The 17,099-nt window shown below is 62.5% G+C and carries 18 protein-coding genes; all 18 read left to right on the top strand.

The window, feature by feature from the left end; genetic code table 11:
• The first annotated feature begins 95 nt into the window (after nt 1–95).
• The 18 genes from AC07Y0_RS15825 (at nt 96) to AC07Y0_RS15740 (ending at nt 17,097) form a co-directional block, all read left to right on the top strand.
• Complete coding sequence (locus tag AC07Y0_RS15825; protein ID WP_498678695.1) at nt 96–1,058, top strand: flagellin N-terminal helical domain-containing protein; 963 nt, start codon at nt 96–98, stop codon at nt 1,056–1,058.
• A gap of 316 nt (nt 1,059–1,374) precedes the next feature.
• On the top strand, nt 1,375–2,025 hold the full coding sequence (locus AC07Y0_RS15820) for a GTPase (RefSeq protein WP_498678694.1): 651 nt from the start codon (nt 1,375–1,377) through the stop codon (nt 2,023–2,025).
• The gene (locus tag AC07Y0_RS15815; protein ID WP_498678693.1) at nt 2,022–3,314 is read left to right on the top strand and encodes a MotB family protein; all 1,293 of its coding nucleotides are present in this window, start codon (nt 2,022–2,024) and stop codon (nt 3,312–3,314) included. Before AC07Y0_RS15820 ends, AC07Y0_RS15815 begins: the two co-directional genes overlap by 4 nt.
• Before the next feature lie 4 nt (nt 3,315–3,318).
• On the top strand, nt 3,319–4,638 hold the full coding sequence (motC, locus tag AC07Y0_RS15810) for a chemotaxis protein MotC (RefSeq protein ID WP_498678692.1): 1,320 nt from the start codon (nt 3,319–3,321) through the stop codon (nt 4,636–4,638).
• Nucleotides 4,638–6,176 carry a flagellar hook-length control protein FliK gene (gene fliK, locus AC07Y0_RS15805; RefSeq protein ID WP_498678691.1) on the top strand — a complete coding sequence of 513 codons (1,539 nt, stop codon included), beginning with the start codon at nt 4,638–4,640 and terminating at the stop codon, nt 6,174–6,176. The genes motC and fliK overlap by 1 nt, the downstream gene beginning before the upstream one ends.
• On the top strand, nt 6,106–6,681 hold the full coding sequence (locus AC07Y0_RS15800; protein WP_498678690.1) for a transglycosylase SLT domain-containing protein: 576 nt from the start codon (nt 6,106–6,108) through the stop codon (nt 6,679–6,681). Before fliK ends, AC07Y0_RS15800 begins: the two co-directional genes overlap by 71 nt.
• A 278-nt stretch (nt 6,682–6,959) precedes the next feature.
• Complete coding sequence (rem, locus tag AC07Y0_RS15795; RefSeq protein WP_498678689.1) at nt 6,960–7,631, top strand: transcriptional activator Rem; 672 nt, start codon at nt 6,960–6,962, stop codon at nt 7,629–7,631.
• Between the two features lie 127 nt (nt 7,632–7,758).
• On the top strand, nt 7,759–8,961 hold the full coding sequence (locus AC07Y0_RS15790) for a flagellar hook protein FlgE (RefSeq protein WP_498678688.1): 1,203 nt from the start codon (nt 7,759–7,761) through the stop codon (nt 8,959–8,961).
• Between the two features lie 21 nt (nt 8,962–8,982).
• Complete coding sequence (flgK, locus tag AC07Y0_RS15785; RefSeq protein WP_498678687.1) at nt 8,983–10,440, top strand: flagellar hook-associated protein FlgK; 1,458 nt, start codon at nt 8,983–8,985, stop codon at nt 10,438–10,440.
• 3 nt (nt 10,441–10,443) lie between these two features.
• Entirely contained in the window at nt 10,444–11,505 is a 1,062-nt protein-coding gene (locus tag AC07Y0_RS15780; protein ID WP_498678686.1) for a flagellar hook-associated family protein, read from the top strand.
• A gap of 37 nt (nt 11,506–11,542) precedes the next feature.
• Nucleotides 11,543–11,890 carry a flagellar biosynthesis regulator FlaF gene (gene flaF, locus AC07Y0_RS15775; RefSeq protein ID WP_028739030.1) on the top strand — a complete coding sequence of 116 codons (348 nt, stop codon included), beginning with the start codon at nt 11,543–11,545 and terminating at the stop codon, nt 11,888–11,890.
• Nucleotides 11,887–12,336 (top strand): flagellar biosynthesis repressor FlbT, encoded by a 450-nt coding sequence (flbT, locus tag AC07Y0_RS15770; protein ID WP_498678685.1) that lies wholly within the window; start codon nt 11,887–11,889, stop codon nt 12,334–12,336. The genes flaF and flbT overlap by 4 nt, the downstream gene beginning before the upstream one ends.
• The gene (gene flgD / locus AC07Y0_RS15765) at nt 12,327–12,782 is read left to right on the top strand and encodes a flagellar hook assembly protein FlgD (protein WP_498678684.1); all 456 of its coding nucleotides are present in this window, start codon (nt 12,327–12,329) and stop codon (nt 12,780–12,782) included. Before flbT ends, flgD begins: the two co-directional genes overlap by 10 nt.
• A 48-nt stretch (nt 12,783–12,830) precedes the next feature.
• Complete coding sequence (fliQ, locus tag AC07Y0_RS15760; RefSeq protein ID WP_028739033.1) at nt 12,831–13,097, top strand: flagellar biosynthesis protein FliQ; 267 nt, start codon at nt 12,831–12,833, stop codon at nt 13,095–13,097.
• Between the two features lie 130 nt (nt 13,098–13,227).
• Nucleotides 13,228–15,315, top strand: a complete 2,088-nt coding sequence (flhA, locus tag AC07Y0_RS15755) for a flagellar biosynthesis protein FlhA (RefSeq protein WP_498678683.1) — start codon at nt 13,228–13,230, stop codon at nt 15,313–15,315.
• Nucleotides 15,312–16,061, top strand: a complete 750-nt coding sequence (gene fliR, locus AC07Y0_RS15750) for a flagellar biosynthetic protein FliR (protein ID WP_498678682.1) — start codon at nt 15,312–15,314, stop codon at nt 16,059–16,061. Before flhA ends, fliR begins: the two co-directional genes overlap by 4 nt.
• A gap of 33 nt (nt 16,062–16,094) precedes the next feature.
• Complete coding sequence (locus tag AC07Y0_RS15745; protein WP_498678681.1) at nt 16,095–16,505, top strand: hypothetical protein; 411 nt, start codon at nt 16,095–16,097, stop codon at nt 16,503–16,505.
• A 37-nt stretch (nt 16,506–16,542) separates the two neighbouring features.
• Complete coding sequence (locus AC07Y0_RS15740) at nt 16,543–17,097, top strand: rod-binding protein (RefSeq protein ID WP_498678680.1); 555 nt, start codon at nt 16,543–16,545, stop codon at nt 17,095–17,097.
• Nucleotides 17,098–17,099 lie beyond the last annotated feature (2 nt).

Raw genomic sequence — 17,099 nt, 5'->3', positions numbered from 1 at the left:
AGGGCAAACAGTTGACCGATGTGCATGAAGCAGTCCGTCGTCGCCGGTAGATTTTGACCAATCCGGCATGTCCCGTACTCAATTTGGGGCACCAGATGACCAGCATCATGACCAACACCGCCGCAATGGCGGCTCTGCAAACCCTCCGCAGCATCGATTCCAACATGCAGGAAACGCAGGCGCGGGTTTCTTCGGGCTACCGTGTCGCCACGGCTGCCGACAACGCCGCCTATTGGTCGATCGCGACCACCATGCGTTCCGACAATTCCGCTCTCTCCACCGTACAGGACGCCCTCGGCCTCGGCGCCGCGAAGACCGACACCGCCTACACGGGTCTCGAGTCCGCCGTCGAAGTGGTGACCGAGATCAAGTCCAAGCTCGTGGCCGCCCGCGAACCGGGTGTCGACAAGAGCAAGATCAACAAGGAGCTCTCCGAGCTCAAGAACCAGCTCGCCGCCATCGCCGAATCGGCATCCTTCTCCGGCGAGAACTGGCTGTACAACGAATCCACCGCCGCTCCGGGCACGAAGGAAATCGTCGCCTCGTTCAACCGCGCTTCCGATGGTGCGGTCTCGGTCACGACGCTCGCCTTCGACACCTCCGAGTCGGTGCTGATCGACACCAAGGACGCCAATAACGGCGTTCTGACCAAGGGGTTCCAGATCACCCAGCCCGCCGGCTCCACGACCACGATCGCCACCTACTTCCTGATCGATGCCGCTGCGACGACGGGTGCCACCGGCACGGAAATCATCCTGACCACGTCGATGAGTGATGACGATCTCGACGGCATGATCAGCGCGGTCGATGTCATGCTGCAGCGTCTGACGGACTCGGCATCCACCCTCGGCGCGATCACCAGCCGTATCGAGATGCAGGACGAATTCGTCTCCACGCTGATGGACGTGATCGACAAGGGCGTCGGTCGTCTGGTCGATGCCGACATGAACGAGGAATCGACCAGGCTCAAGGCGCTCCAGACCCAGCAGCAGCTCGGTATCCAGGCGCTGTCGATCGCCAATACCAACGCGGAAAACATCCTCACACTGTTCAAGTAATCTTCTGCAACGGACCGGAGTTGACCTTTTCCGTTTCTACCGTGCCGCCGGTCATCGGCATAAGGTGGAACCGTTGGACCGCGCAACTGCCCTGGCGCGGTCCAACACCTTCATCCTCGCACAAGTTTGGGCTCCTAGTCTCGGATGAGGCAAATGGCGCTTTCGCCAGGCGCAACGTGGTTCAACCTCGAAGACTGACGCCGGCACTGGATGGCATGATGACTATGCGCGTTCCGAATGTATTTATGAATTTCAGGATATTCTCATATCGCCGCGACCGGATGTCGGCAGTTCTCGTCACGGGAGATCGTCGTCGATGAGCATGCCGCTTGCCCATTACCTCAAGGATTTTTCCGCTCCCGCGAGCGCGCCCTCGAGCGCGATCGGCGGGGATTTCTCGGCCGTGGATGACGTCTCCTTCGACAGCGATTTCGGCAACCTGCCGGACGCGGAGCCGATCGATGTCGAGGCCGAGCGCCGCGCGGCCTATGCCGAGGGTTATGAAACCGCATCGGCCGAGCTTGGCGACAAGCATGCCGCCGAACTTGCCGCGCTCAAGGCGGCCCATGACGAGGCGATGGCGGCGCTCGAGGCGCGGCTGATGGGCGAAACCGCCAGGCGCCTTGCCGATGGTCTCGACCGGGTGGCCGCGGATATCGCCCTTGCCGTCAGCGAGCGCGCAGCCGATGCGCTGGCCCCGTTCCTCTCGCAGGAGGTCGCGGCGAAGGCGGTGACCGACCTTGCCGACCTGTTGAAGACCGCGATCGCCGAAGGTGAAGCGGGAACGATCACGCTGAAGGGGCCGCGCGCGCTCTTCGACCTGCTGCTCGCCCGCATGCCCGAGGCGACCGGCGTCCTGCGCCATGTCGAGGCTGACGATCTGGATCTTTCGGCCGAGCTCGACGGCACCGTGCTCGTGACCCGGATTTCGGCCTTCGCGGCTAGCCTGAAGAAAGTGCTGGGATGAGCGACAGCGAAAATCATCATCACGGAAAGAACGAGATCGTCATCATCAAGCGCCACAGCGGCAGCGATCATGATGGCGCCCATGGGGGTGCCTGGAAGATCGCCTATGCCGACTTCATGACGGCGATGATGGCGTTCTTCCTGGTGATGTGGCTCGTCAATGCGGCCAACGAGGAGACCAAGGCCTCGGTCGCCAGCTATTTCAACCCGATCAAGCTCTCCGACGAGAAGCCGACCGAAAAGGGCCTGAAGAAGCCCGTCGACCAGGCCGAAGGCGAGCAGAAGCAGGAACGTTCCCAGATCGAGGAACAGCAGCAGACCGTCGGTGCGTCGGCCGCGACCGGGGAAGACCAGACCGCGACCTCGGGCGACCAGACCAACTATTCCGAAGCCGACTTCTTCGAGAATCCCTATTCCGTCCTGGCCGAGATCGCCCAGGAAGTGGGCCAGCAGGCCAATGTCAGCGCCAAGGGCGAGGGCGGCGCCGCCGATTCCGGCCCCTCGACCGGCGCCGAGGGCGGCGAGGCCTATCGCGACCCGTTCGATCCGGATTTCTGGACGCAGCAGGTGCAGACCGCCCAGGGCAAGCCCGGCAAGCAGGACACGCCGCCGGCGACGGTCGAGAATCTGAAGCCGGACGATGCCGAGCAGCAGGTTGCCTTGGTCGTGCCGGGCGAAAAGCCGGAACAGCCGGCCGATCCCCTGGCCGAACCGGCGCAGGCAGGCAAGACTGGGCAGCCGGAAGACGGCAAGACCGACAAGACGATGAACGAAACCGGGGACGCCGCTTCGGCGAACACGGCGGAGGAGGCGTTCAAGGCCAAGGAGAAAGCCGCAGACACCCTCAAGGCCGAGATCGAGAAGGAGATCGGCGGCGTGGCGGGCAAGCTGGCCGAAGGCCTGATCGTCGCTCCTGCCGAGGGCGGTATCCTTGTCACGATTTCCGACCAGTCCGATGCCCCGATGTTCAATGTCGGTTCGGCCGTGCCGCGCAAGGATCTGGTCGTGGCAATGGAACGCATCGGCAAGCTGCTGCAAAAGCGCGATGGCCCGATCGTCATTCGCGGCCATACCGACGGCCGGCAGTTCAAGGGGACGGAAAACGACAACTGGCGCCTGTCGATGGCGCGTGCGCACAGCGCCTACTACATGCTTGTGCGTGGCGGGCTGCCGGAAGGCCGCGTGGAGCAGGTTTCCGGCTTTGCCGACCGCCGGCTCCAGGTGCCGGATGATCCGTTCGCCGACGCCAATCGCCGCATCGAGATCCTGATACAAGCAGATCAGGGGTAGGGGCATGGGGCGCATGAGACTGCACCTGCTCGTTCCTGCCCTGTCGCTGCTCGGCCTGGCCTGGACAGGTGCGGCGCGGGCCGAGGACATGAACGGAGTCGAGCCGTACAAGCTGCTGCGCTCGCTGCAATTCGTGCAGGATTCGGTTGTGCTGGGCGACCATTCGGCGGCGGAAATGCAGCGCTTCATGCTGGAGACGATCGACCAGCGGCTGCGAGAAGCCGACAGCGCCATCTTCGAAGAACCGCGCAACGTCGATGCGACCCTGATCTACGCGATGAGCGGCGGCAATCCGGCGACCCTGGAATTCCTCGTTGCACGCGACATCGACGGCAATTTCGACAGCCGCGTGACGGATTCGCTCCGCAAATACCTGTCCGGCAAGGGCACGCTGATCGCCAAGTCCCTCGGCGACATGGTCACCGAATACCGGGATACCAAGATCGCGCCCTATCTGGCGCTCATCGCCGGAAATGTCATGATCCCGCGCGATCCGGTGCAGGCGCTGAAGTTCTATGACTGGGCGCGGCTGACCGCACCGGGCACGATCGTCGAGGAGGCGGCGCTGCGGCGCTCCTTGGCCATCGCGGTCGAGGAAGGCATGGTCGACAAGGCCGGCGCCTATGCCAACCGCTATGCGCGCCGCTTTCTGCATTCGCCCTATGCCAGCCAGTTTGCCGATCTGTTCGTCCAGCTGGTGGTCGAGCACAGCGAAGCCTTCGATCAGGCGGCGATCGAGGGAACGCTTGTCTACATGGATGCCGACCGCCAGCATGAGGTCTATCTGCGCATCGCCCGGCAGGCGGCGATAAAGGGGCGCAACGAACTGGCGCGCCAGGCGGCAGAAAAGGCCAAGCTGCTGTCGGGTACGGGCGAGGGGGCCGATGCTCTCGCGAAACTCTACGGCGGGCTCGCCGGTATTCCGACCAACGAGGTCAGCGCCGCGATCGCGGCCATTGCGGCCATTCCTGACGAGATTCTCTCGCCCTCGGACCGCGCCCTGCGCGATGCCGCCGCGGCGATCGCCGAGGAGGTCGTGCGCAAGCCCGAGGCGAACAGCCAGGCACAAGCTCCCGAGCCGACTGTAGCCATTCAGAACGACGCATCCGTCGCCGACGTATCCAGCCCCGAAGCGCCCGCTTCGGACGAACAGCAGGATCCGACGGCGCCCGCTCCGGATATGCAAAGCGCTTCGCCGAAGACGGTCGCGGCGGATGCAGCGGGTAGCAGGGATCAGGACCCGGAGTTCCGCACCTTCGTCGATACCGGCCGCTCCAAGCTGGATGCAATCGACGACCTCTTGAAACAAGAAGGCACAGACTGATGATCGATCCGGCTATCGCCCCGAAAATCCCGAGCATGGACGCTTCGCTCGCGGGGAGCGCTGCGTCGCAGCGCAGCGACGCGAAGGCGGGTAACGGATTCCACGACGCGCTGTCGAACGCCGGCCACAGCCGCCGCAGCCGCCAGGATCGCGATGAAGCAACGACCGGCCAGGTCCCCGATGCGGACGCAGCCAACGGCGCGGAAACCCAGGTCTCGGAGCCGAAAGCCACAAAGCCGGCCCGGCCGCTGATCGATGTATCCCGGGCCGCCCTTTCCCGTCCCACCGCGACGAACACTGCCGGCGAAGCGCCGGCAGCCGATGCTGCCGCCGAGGTTGCAGCCGACGACGTACCGGAAAACGGAACGCTTCCCGGTCGCAAGGTGGCAAAGCCCGTTGCCGGGCAATCGGCAGTCACCGGCAAAGCGACGTCAGGCGAGACGTTGGACGCGGGCCAGGTGGCCGCGGTCGTCAAGCATGTGCAGGTGGCGAAAGGCGACAAGGCCGAGCAGACGGACAAGCCGGCCGCCGACGCCGACGCCGTGACCGAGGGCGAGGCCGAAGCCGAAGCTGCACCTGACGGTACTGCACCGGATCTCGGCGATGTTCTGACACTGCTCAGCAATGCCACGGCCTCTAGCGGGCCAGCTCCGCAGGCCGGGCAGGCGCCGTCGCGCGCCGATCACACGACGACCGGCCGAACGGCGGGCGACGATCTGGCCGCGGTCACCGCATCCTCCGGCGACGTGCGTGCCTCGGGCACTGCCGATGCCGGCGATCTTCCTGCGGTCGAGACCGCCGAGACGGACACCGCCGAGGCGGACCGTTCCTTCCGCTTCCTGCGCACCGACGGCAAGGGCCAGGCGCTCTCCATGCGGGTCGGTCCGTCGGACGGCGAGACGGTCAAGTATGACATCGGCTCACCGAAGGACAGCGGCCAGACGGTCGCGGTCCTCGATGCGCGCCGCTATATCGCTCCGGCATCCACCAATGCGGCGGGACTGACCGCGGCGATGATGGGCGACGGCGAATGGGCGACCGCCATGTTGCCGGGTTCCGAGCTGGCCAACGCCGCCAGCCAGTCGAGCTCCGGCAAGGTCGTCAATACCCTGAAGCTGCAGATGAGCCCGATCGAGCTCGGCAATGTCACCGCGACGCTTCGGCTGAGCGGCGAAGAGCTCTCGGTGCAGATTACGGTCGAAACGCATGCGGCCTACAAGCAGCTGAGCGGCGACCAGAACGACATGCTGAAGGCCCTGAGGGCGCACGGCTTCGCAGTCGACCAGATTCAGATCAGCGTGAATGTCGCGGCGGCGGATCGCGCCGACGCCGGCCAGAGCGGTGCGCAGGGGCAGCCGACGGGCCAGCAGGCGCAGGGTGGAGCCCAGGGCGGCAACGGCAGCAGCGGAGAGCGCCGTACGGCGCCGATGCCTGCCGAGAGCGGCATCGGCATGGGGAAGACGGCAGATGACACGAGCACGATACAGACGGCCTCTGGCGGGGCTGGTGCTTCTCGTCCTGGTCACGTCTACATCTGACGCGGCCGCATCCACCGGAGCCTGCGAGCGCGAGATCCAGGCGGCGGCGGCGAAATATTCGATCCCGGAAGGCATCCTCTACTCCGTCGGGCTGACGGAAACGGGGCGGAAGGGATCGCTTCAACCCTTTGCGATGAACGTCGAGGGAAAGCCGATGTTCTTCGACACTGAGGCCGATGCCTTGCATGCCTTCGTCACTGCGCGCAGGCAGGGGGCCAAACTGATCGACATCGGTTGCATGCAGATCAACCAGCACTTCCACGGGGAGCACTTTTCCTCCGTGCAGGCCATGTTCAATCCGCGGGCCAATGTCGAATACGCGGCTCGCTTTCTCAGCAACCTACGCGATCGTCATGAGACCTGGACGATGGCTGTGGCCCGCTACCATGCAGGGCCGAATAACGACCCTGCACAGAAGCGATATGTGTGTCGGGTGATCGCCAATCTGGTCGCGACGGGCTACGGAAAGTGGACATCGAACGCCCGGAAATTTTGCGGTGAATAGCCATATTTGGGGGTAGACAAGCCTCAATGTGCTGATTTGTCATTGTGTCGACAATGTGGACGGAATTGGGCCATGCAAACCGTCCGTTAACCATGCGTTAACTTTTCCGCTGAAAAATAGTGCCAGTCTGTCGATTGACATACTAGATATAGTTCAAATCGGCAGCCAAATCTTAATCAATTGTTAATACCTACCACTAACATCATCTAGTTGTCCGTGATTCGCCCGATTCGTACCGATAGTGCATCGAGGCACCACACTGATTCGGAGGCGGACGAATGATCGTAGTGGTAGACGAGCGAGAGCTCGTGAAAGACGGGTACACATCCTTATTTGGGCGTGAGGGCATTCCATCGACTGGATTTGATCCGGTCGAGTTCGGCGAATGGGTCAATACGGCGGCAGATTCTGACATCGCTGCCGTCGAGGCCTTTCTGCTCGGGCAGGGGGATTGCACGCATGAGTTGCCGCGTGCAATTCGTGACAGGACACAGGCACCGGTGATCGCGGTCAGCGACCAGCCGTCGCTCGAGGCGACGCTGGCATTGTTCGACTGTGGCGTCGACGATGTCGTCAGGAAACCGGTTCATCCGAGGGAGATCCTGGCGCGGGCGGCGGCAATTCGCCGCCGGTTGAAGGCGGTCGCGAACTTCACCGAGATCGGTCCGATCCGGGTCTTCTCCGACGGACGCGATCCGGAAATCGCGGGCGAGGTTTTCCCTCTTCCGCGGCGCGAGCGGCGCATTCTCGAGTATTTGGTCGTCAACCGCGGTCGTCGCGTTTCCAAGACCCAGATATTCAATGCGATCTACGGCATCTTCGACGAAGAGGTCGAGGAGAACGTGGTCGAAAGCCATATCTCCAAGCTGCGCAAGAAGCTGCGCAAGAAGCTCGGTTTCGACCCGGTCGATTCCAAGCGCTTCCTCGGCTACTGCATCGATTGGAGCTGATTTTTCAGCACCCGGCCGCGTGGTGCGGGCCTTGCGAGTGAATTCGAAAAGGCCCGCCATCTCCAGACAGCTTCACGCAAGGCCCACCTCCTATTCTCTGCAATGACTACGGAAACGAGGATTTTCAATGAGCCTTTACGGAACGATGCGGACCGGTGTGTCCGGTATGAATGCCCAGGCAAATCGTCTCGGCACAGTTGCTGAAAACATCGCCAACTCCAGCACGGTCGGCTACAAGAAGGCCTCTGTGCAGTTCTCCTCGATGATCCTGCCGACGACGTCCGGCGCCTACAATTCGGGTGGCGTCGAGACGGATGTGCGTTACTCGATTTCGAGCCAGAGCACGTTCAGCTACACGACGTCCTCGACGGACCTTGCGGTCAAAGGTGACGGCTTCTTCGTCGTCGAAGGCTCGGACGGCGTCGAATATCTGACGCGCGCCGGTTCCTTCGTCATCCAGGACGACGGCAGCCTGAAGAATTCGGCCGGCTTCACCCTGATGGGTTACGAATATTCCTCGACCGTCGACCCGACCATCGTCGTCAACGGCTTCGACGGCCTCGAACCGATCAATCTCTCTTCGGCTTCGATCTCGGCCACGGCTTCGACGGCAGGTGCGCTCAACGTCAACCTGCCGTCCGGCGCTGCCGTCGGCGACACCAAGTCGACCTCGCTCGTCGCCTATGACAGCCAGGGCAACAGCCGTCTGATCGAATTCACCTACACGAAAACCGGCGTCAACGCCTGGTCGGTCGCTGCCAATTATGCCGGCCCCCCGGTGACTGCAGTGGTCGCGCCGACGGCGCTCACCTTCGACGCCGATGGCCAGATCGTTTCGCCCACGTCGCTGACGACGACCGCCTTCACGGTCAACGGCGCCGACATGGAAGTCATGACCCTCGACATCAGCACGTCGAGCCAGCTGGCCGCCGAATTCTCGGTCGAAGAAGGCGAGATCAACGGCAACGCGGCCTCCGAAGTGGTCGGCTACGAAATCGACGACGCCGGCGTGGTCTCGGTCGTCTACGACAACGGCGACCTGACCCCGCGCTTCCGCGTGGCGCTGGCCAGCGTACAGAGCCCGGACAACCTGAACCCGGTTGCCGGCAACCTCTACACCCAGAGCAACTCGTCCGGCGTCGTCGTCATGGGCTATGCCGGCACCAGCGGCTTCGGCTCGATCATTTCGGGCGCCCTTGAAGACTCCAATGTCGACGTGGCGGAAGAACTGACCGCGATGATCGAATCCCAGCGGAATTACACCGCGAACTCCAAGGTATTCCAGACCGGCTCCGAATTGATGGAAGTCCTGGTCAACCTGAAGAGATAACCGGAAGGTTAAGGCAGCCACATGTCGCTTACTTCTGCACTTAATACGGCTCAAGCCATTTTCAGGAATACGGGGGAACAGACCTCCGTCATCTCCACGAATATTGCCAATGACGGAAATGCAAACTATGTGCGGCGTGCGCCTGTCGTAACCAACACCATCTATGGTGCCTCTACGGTCAATACCGAGCGGGCCCAACAGATGGCCCTGCTTCGTCAGCTGACCGGAGCAACCTCGGCCTCCAGCGCCCAGGATACCCTTCTGAACGGTTTGACGACGCTCTCCAACGCTCTGGGGGGGAATGACTACGAGCTTTCCCCCTCGACCTATCTCGCGGAACTCCAGAACAGCCTGGAAGCTTTCGCCGCCTCTCCGGGCGAGTATACGCTGGCCGCCACCGTGGTCACCGATGCCCAGGACGTGGCCAATTCGCTGAACGCGGCGGCCACCACCGTCCAGAAGCTCCGCACCGATGCGGATGCGGAAATCTTCAACCAGGTCAAGGAACTGAACCGGCTTCTCGGCGAATTCCAGGTCGTCAACGACGCCGTGGTCAAAGCAAACGCGGTCGGCGCGGATCCGAGCGATGCGCTCGATAGCCGGGACACGCTGCTCAAGGACATTTCGGAAATCGTCGGCATCGATGCCAGCACCCGTGCCAACGGCGACATGGTGATCTACACCTCCGATGGCACCACCCTGTTCGAAACCGTGCCGCGGTCTGTCACCTTCACCCGCACGCTCGCCTATGACGCGACCGTCACCGGCAATCAGATCTATGTCGACGGCGTGGCCATCGGCGCCGGCGACGGCGGCAATACGGACGCCGAGGGCTCGCTGAGCGCGCTGCTGCAGCTGCGCGACGAGATCGCTCCCACCTTCCAGACGCAGCTCGACGAGGTTGCGCGCGGCCTGATCGAAGCCTTCGCGGAAACGGATCCGCTTGGCGTCGCCGCCGACATGCCGGGCCTCTTCACCTGGTCCGGCGGCACGATGCTCACCTCCGGCACGGTCGAGCCGGGCCTGGCCGGCAGCATCACGGTCTCGTCGGCAGTCATCGCCTCTTCGGGCGGCGATCCCATGCTTCTGCGGGACGGTGGCATCAACGGCGCGACCTACAAGTGGAACACCGGCAACAATTCTGGCTACACCACGCTGCTGATGGGCTATACCGACGCGCTTGACGCCGACCGGGCATTCGACGCCACGGCCGACCTGAAGACGTCGATGAGCATCATGACCTTCGCCAGCGGCTCGATCGGCTGGCTGGAGGATCTGCGCTCCAACGCCACGACGGCCTCGGACAACAAGGTCGCGCTCTATGAGCGCTCCTTCCAGACCTATTCGTCGGAAACCGGGGTGAACCTCGACGAGGAGCTCTCGCTGCTGCTCGATGTCGAGCAGTCCTACAAGGCATCGGCCAAGCTCGTATCGACGATCGATGCGATGCTCCAGGCGGTCCTGGACATGGCGGGCTAAGATATGTCGACAGCAAACATCTCCAATCTCTCGATCCAGACTTCGATGCGCCTGACCATCCGTGAGGCCCAGAACGAACTGATCAAGGCGCAGCAGGAAGTCACGACCGGCATCTATGCCGACATCGGGGCCGAGATCGGCGGCGCCACCTCGGCGGTGGTCGACCTGACCCGCGACAGCCTGCGCCTGCAGTCGATCAAGAATACCAATGCGATCGCCACGCAGCGCCTTGAGGCCTCCCAGGAGGCACTCGACCAGATGGCCCAGGCCGGCGACGACATGAACGAGGCGCTGATCGCGCTCTCCGGAACCGCCAACACCAGCAATCTGGAAACGGCGATCCAGGCGATCGACAGCGCGCTGGATACCTTCACCAGCATGGCCAACACCTCGCTGGGTGGTGAGTATCTGTTCTCGGGCATCAATACCGACGTGGAGCCGCTTGAGGAGTATTCGGATACCTCGGCCGCCAAGCTGGCATTCGATGCCGAGTTCCTGTCCTATTTCGGCTTCCCGCAGTCGGATCCGCAGACGGCGACCATCGCCGCCTCCGGCGCCGCACCGAGCATGGAAGACTTCATCACCAACGTCGTCGAGCCGATGTATTCCGGCGCCGACTGGACCACCGACTGGTCGAGCGCGACCGACGAGGTGATGACCAGCCGGATCAGCCAGACGGAGACGGTCGAAACATCCGCCTCGGTCAACAGCAAGGGCATGCGCTACTTCGCGCTGGCCGCGGTGGTGGCCAAGGAACTGCTGGCCCTCGACCTTTCCGACGACAGCCGCGCCGTGGTGACCAAGAAGGCGATCGAATATACCGGCATCGCGACCACCGGCATCAACAGCGCGCGCACCATGCTCGGCCTGTCGGAAAACCGGATCGAGAAGGCCAACGAATCGCTCCAGGTGCAGATCGACATCATCGAAACGACGCTCTCCAGCAAGATCGAGGTCGATGCCTATGAGGCCTCGACCCGGGTGAACAATCTCCTGTCTCTGGTCGAGGCATCCTACACGCTGACGTCGAAGATTCAGGCTCTGAGCCTCGTCAACTACCTTTGATGACCAAAGGGAATGAATGGAAATGAAGGACAGATGAATGTACCAATTTTCATATGCCGAAATCATGGAAGATGGCGTCGCGGACGCCAAGGATCGTGAACGGCAGGCTCTGACGCGCTCCATCGAGCTTCTCACGCTGGCCCGTGACGAGCAGGGCTATACCCGTGAAGCGATCGAAGCGCTCTTTTACACCCGCCGGGTCTGGATTCGCCTCATCGAGGATCTGAAACAGCCGGAAAATCAGCTGGACGCCGAACTGCGCGCCAACCTGATCTCAATCGCCATCTGGATCTTGAAGGAATGCGACCGGATTCGGAAGCGCCAGTCCACCAACTTCCAGGGCATCATCGACGTGACAACCATCATCAGGGATGGACTGAAATGAAGAGCACTTTGCGCATCTCGCTCAAGTCGGGCGAACGGATTTTCATCAACGGAGCGGTTCTGCGCGTCGACCGCAAGGTTGCGCTGGAATTCCTCAACGACGTCACGTTCCTGCTGGAAAACCACGTCCTGCAGCCTGAACAGGCGACCACGCCGCTCCGCCAGCTCTACTTCATCGCCCAGATGATGCTGATCAACCCCGAAGGGCGCGAACAGTCGATGGCGATGTTCCGCAAGTCGATCATCATGCTGCTCACCTGCTTCGAGAACGAGGAAATCCTCGCCGAACTGAAACGGGTCGATGGCATGGTTTCGTCCGGCCGCGCCTTCGACGCGCTGAAGGCGATCCGCGGGCTGTACCCGATCGAGGACCAGATCCTCAACAGCCAGGAAATGACGCCGGCCACCGTTGAACAGATTCGCAAGGAGATTGCACCATGGCGGTAGACGGCGTTACCTCGGCCACCAACACGACGACGACGACGACCAACAACTCGTCCGCATCGAGCGCGTCGGCCGCCGCTTCGCTGGATTATGATTCTTTCCTGAAGCTGCTGATCGCCCAGATGCAGAACCAGGATCCGACGGATCCGATGGATGCCAGCGAGCAGATCGCCCAGCTGGCCACCTTCTCCCAGGTCGAGCAGACGATCCAGACCAATGCCAATCTCGAGACGCTGATTACCGGCAACGCGCTGACCAATGCGTCGAACTATATCGGCCAGACGATCACCAGCGCCGACGAAAAGCTCTCGGGCGTGATCGAGTCGGTGCGCGTCTACAACGACACCATGGTCGCCACGACCACGGAAGGCGACGAGATCCCGATCGTCGTTGGCGTTCGCGTCGGCGTGCCATCGACCCCGGATACCGATACTGATACGGATGCCTGATGCGCATGGGGGAGTGATTCCCCCGGCATAGCGCAGGGATTGAAATCCATGAATGAAGCAGACGCTCTAGATATCATGCAGGCAGCCGTCTGGACCGTGCTCGTCGCGTCCGGTCCGGCCGTGCTCGCCGCGATGATCGTCGGCGTCACCATCGCGCTCATCCAGGCGCTCACCCAGGTTCAGGAAATGACCCTGACCTTCGTGCCGAAGATCGTCGCCATCCTGGTGACCATCGGCATCAGCGCCCCCTTCGTCGGCGGGCAGATATCGCTCTTCGCCAATCTGGTGTTTTCCCGCGTGCAGACCGGGTTCTGACCGTCTGTCGCCGGCCGCGGCACGGGTGACACTGCCACCCTCGCGCAAGCTTCGCCCGCTATCGCTTCGTTGAACATGGCCGAATGCCCTTTGGCGTCGGCCGACCTCTCATGAAGAGACGGAACGATAAATGGCGCAACCAACAGCAATCATCATACCGAAGGTCAGCCCGAACGGCCGCGACATCGGCTTTGCCATGGGCATCGTCGGCATCCTGTGCATCCTGTTCCTGCCCATTCCGCCGTTCCTCATCGACATGGGTCTGGCATTCTCGATTGCCTTCTCCGTGCTGATCCTGATGGTCTCCCTGTGGATCCAGCGCCCGCTCGATTTCTCGTCCTTCCCGACCATCCTGCTGATCTCGACGATGATCCGCCTGGCGCTCAACATCGCCACGACGCGCGTCATCCTTTCGCACGGCCACGAGGGACACAATGCGGCGGGCGGCGTGATCGCCGGCTTCTCCAGCCTCGTCATGTCCGGCGACTTCGTCATCGGTCTGATCGTCTTCCTGATCCTGGTCACGGTGAACTTCATCGTCATCACCAAGGGCGCGACCCGCATCGCGGAAGTCGGCGCCCGCTTCACCCTCGATGCCATCCCCGGCAAACAGATGTCGATCGACGCCGACCTGTCGGCGGGCATGATCGACGACAAGGAAGCGCAGTTCCGCCGCCGCGAACTCGAGCAGGAAAGCTCCTTCTTCGGCGCCATGGACGGTGCCTCGAAGTTCGTGCGCGGCGATGCGATCGCCGGCCTGATCATCACAGCGATCAACATCTTCGGCGGCATCATCATCGGCTATTTCCGCCACGGCATGGAAATCGGCGAAGCGGCCGACGTCTTCGTCAAGCTGTCGGTCGGCGACGGCATCGTCTCGCAGATCCCGGCCCTCATCGTTTCGCTCGCCGCCGGCCTTCTGGTCTCGCGCGGCGGCAATCCGGGCTCCACCGACCAGGCCGTCGTCAACCAGCTGAGCGGCTATCCGCGCGCGCTGTCCGTCGCGGCATCGCTGATGGTCCTGCTGTCCATCGTTCCCGGCCTGCCGATGGTGCCCTTCCTGGCGCTCGGCGGCATCATGGCCTTCGGCAGCTGGTTCATCCCGCGCCAGATCGAGGCGGAGAACAAGGTCAAGCGCGAGCAGGAGGAAAAGAAGGTCATCCAGACCAAGGAAGCCGAGAAGGATTCGGTCAAGTCCGTTCTGAAGACGGCCGAGATCGAACTGGCGCTCGGCAAGCTGGTCTCGACCCGGCTGCTCGGCGCCCACCAGGAACTCGCTTTCCGCGTCGGCAAGATGCGCAAGAAGTTCGCCAGCCAGTACGGCTTCGTGGTGCCCGAGATCAAGGTCACCGACGACATCGCCATCCAGGAGAAATCCTACCAGATCCGCATCCACGGCACGACGGTCGCCTCCAACCAGTTGCGCGTCGGCGAAGTCCTGGTGGTCACCGGCTCCGGCCGCAAGCCCAAGGTTCCGGGCGACGAGATCCGCGAACCCGCCTTCGGCATGCCGGCGGTCTCGGTCCTCGAGACCTTCGCCGAGGACCTGAAGCGCGAGGGCTTCCACCCGATCGACAACGTCTCGGTCGTGCTCACCCATGTGAGCGAGGTCATCCGCAACAACCTGCCGCAGCTCCTTTCCTACAAGGACGTGAAGATCCTGATCGATCGGCTCGATCCGGAATACAAGAAGCTCGCCGACGAGATCTGCTCGTCGCACATGTCCTATTCCGGCCTGCAGGCGGTTCTCAAGCTTCTGCTCGCCGAACGCGTCTCGATCCGCAACCTGCATCTGATCCTCGAAGCGGTGGCGGAGCTGGCGCCGCACGTGCGCAAGACCGAGCAGATCGTCGAGCATGTGCGAGTACGCATGTCGCAGCAGCTGTGCGGCGACTTGACCGACAACGGCGTGCTGCGCGTCCTGCGCCTCGGCTCGAAGTGGGATCTCGTCTTCCACCAGGCGCTGAAACGCGATGCCAAGGGTGAAATCGTCGAGTTCGACATCGATCCCCGCAGCCTCGAGGAGTTTTCCGAGCAGGCCAGCAAGGTTATCCGTGAATTCATGGACCGTGGCCTGCCTTTCGTGCTTGTCACCTCGCCGGAAACGCGCTCCTATGTCCGCATGATCATCGAGCGGCTGTTCGCTACCCTGCCGGTCCTGTCGCATGTCGAACTGGCCAAGGGCATCGAGATAAAGATCCTGGGTTCCATTTCATGATCACCGACCCCGAGGGGACAGTTCTGGCCATGTTCGTGGCCTTCTGCCGGATCGGCGCCTGCTTCATGGTGCTTCCGGGTTTCTCCTCGGCGCGTATTCCCGTCATGGTGCGGCTGCTGATGGCGGCCGCCATTTCCATGGCCATCCTGCCGGTGCTGTGGGATACGATCTACCCCAAGGTGTCGGGCAGCGACTACGCCTATATCCACCTGGTCGTCGGCGAGACGCTGATCGGCACCATGTACGGCATGATCCCGCGGCTCTATGTCATCGGCCTGCAGTTCGCCGGCTCGGCGATTTCCATGTCGATCGGCTTCAACTCTCCGGGCGCGCCCGACGTCGTCGAGGACACCCCGGAAAACCAGCTGACCAACATGATCAGCTTCGGCGGCCTGCTGCTGCTGTTCATGCTGGACTTTCACCACGTCGTGCTGCGGGCGTTGATCGATTCCTACGGGCTGATGCCGCTCGGCGGCTTTCCCGACATGCAGAAGATGCTGATCACGCTGACCGACACGCTCGGCGCCACCTTCCTGCTGATGCTGCGTCTGGCCAGCCCGTTCATCATTTTCGGCCTGATGTTCAACTTCTCGATCGGTCTGATCAACAAGCTCGCGCCGCAGATCCCGATCTACTTCATCTCGACGCCCTACCTTCTGATGGGCGGCCTGTTTCTCGTGTATTTTTCCATCGCCGCGATCGTCCGGCAGTTCGCCGACAACTTCCCCAGGATCTTCCTCGGCTGAGGCGTGAGCGAACCCGTTGCCTAAGGAGCGCCCATGGGGCCGACGAAGAAGTCCGAAAAGCTGAAGCGGCTCGTTAACGTGCAGCGCCATATGGAGCGCATGGCCGAGAGCGAGCTTGCCGTCACGGCCAAGCGCCGCGAGGAGAATGCCGCCTCGATGGTTTCCGTGATGGAGGCGATCGGCTCGCTGGAGCCGGTCCATCGCCTGTTCGCCCAGAATTATGCCGACCGGTTCGACCGGCTGTCCAACGCCGACAAGCAGCTCGCCAGCCTCCAGCACGGCCAGGAGATCAAGATGCTGCGCGAACGTGCCAAGGGTGACCGGCTCGAAGAGAACATGAAGGATGCCCGCGTGCACGAGGATCGCGAGGCGGACGACAACGCCATCTACGATCTGGTCGACATGACTGTCGCCACGACAGCCTCCAGCAAGCTTCGCGAGTGATACTCGTCGCCTATTCGAAGCACCGGGGACCAGAAACGTGGCAATATCACCTCCGAGCGATCTCGTGCTGGACGTCGTCCGCGCTGCAGATCCGATGGTACTGGCGGCAGCCCAGGAAAAACTCAAAGCCAATCGTGCGGCGCAGGCCGCCACCAGCCTTGCCGAAAAGGGCACAGGATTCGGCGCCGCGGTCGAAGTGCTGAACAGCGCCGCCTACGACGCCGGTCTCGGCAACGTCAAGAAGACGGCTGCGGGCGAGACTCCGAAGGTCTATCGCGAATTCGAAGCGGTCATCCTGCAGAACTTCGTCAAGTCGATGATGCCGGACGACAGTGAATCGGTCTATGGCAAGGGCAATGCCGGCGAGATCTGGAAGAGCATGATGGCCGAGCAGATCGGCGGCGTCATCTCCGAAAGCGGCGGCGTCGGCATCGCCGACCAGATGTATTCGGAAGAGCTGGCACGTCACCGCGGCGGCAACGTCGCCAATGCCGCGACCGATGAAACGGATAAACGCGTCGCGTTCAACATGGTGACCGACCTGGAGCGTCGCACGCTCGGCGTCTCCGCCAATGACGCTACGACCGCATAACA

The organism is Allorhizobium sp. GW101-3B10 (assembly GCF_059424725.1).
The sequence above is the reverse complement of the archived record's forward strand: the minus strand, read 5'-3'. Positions and strand labels throughout refer to the sequence as shown.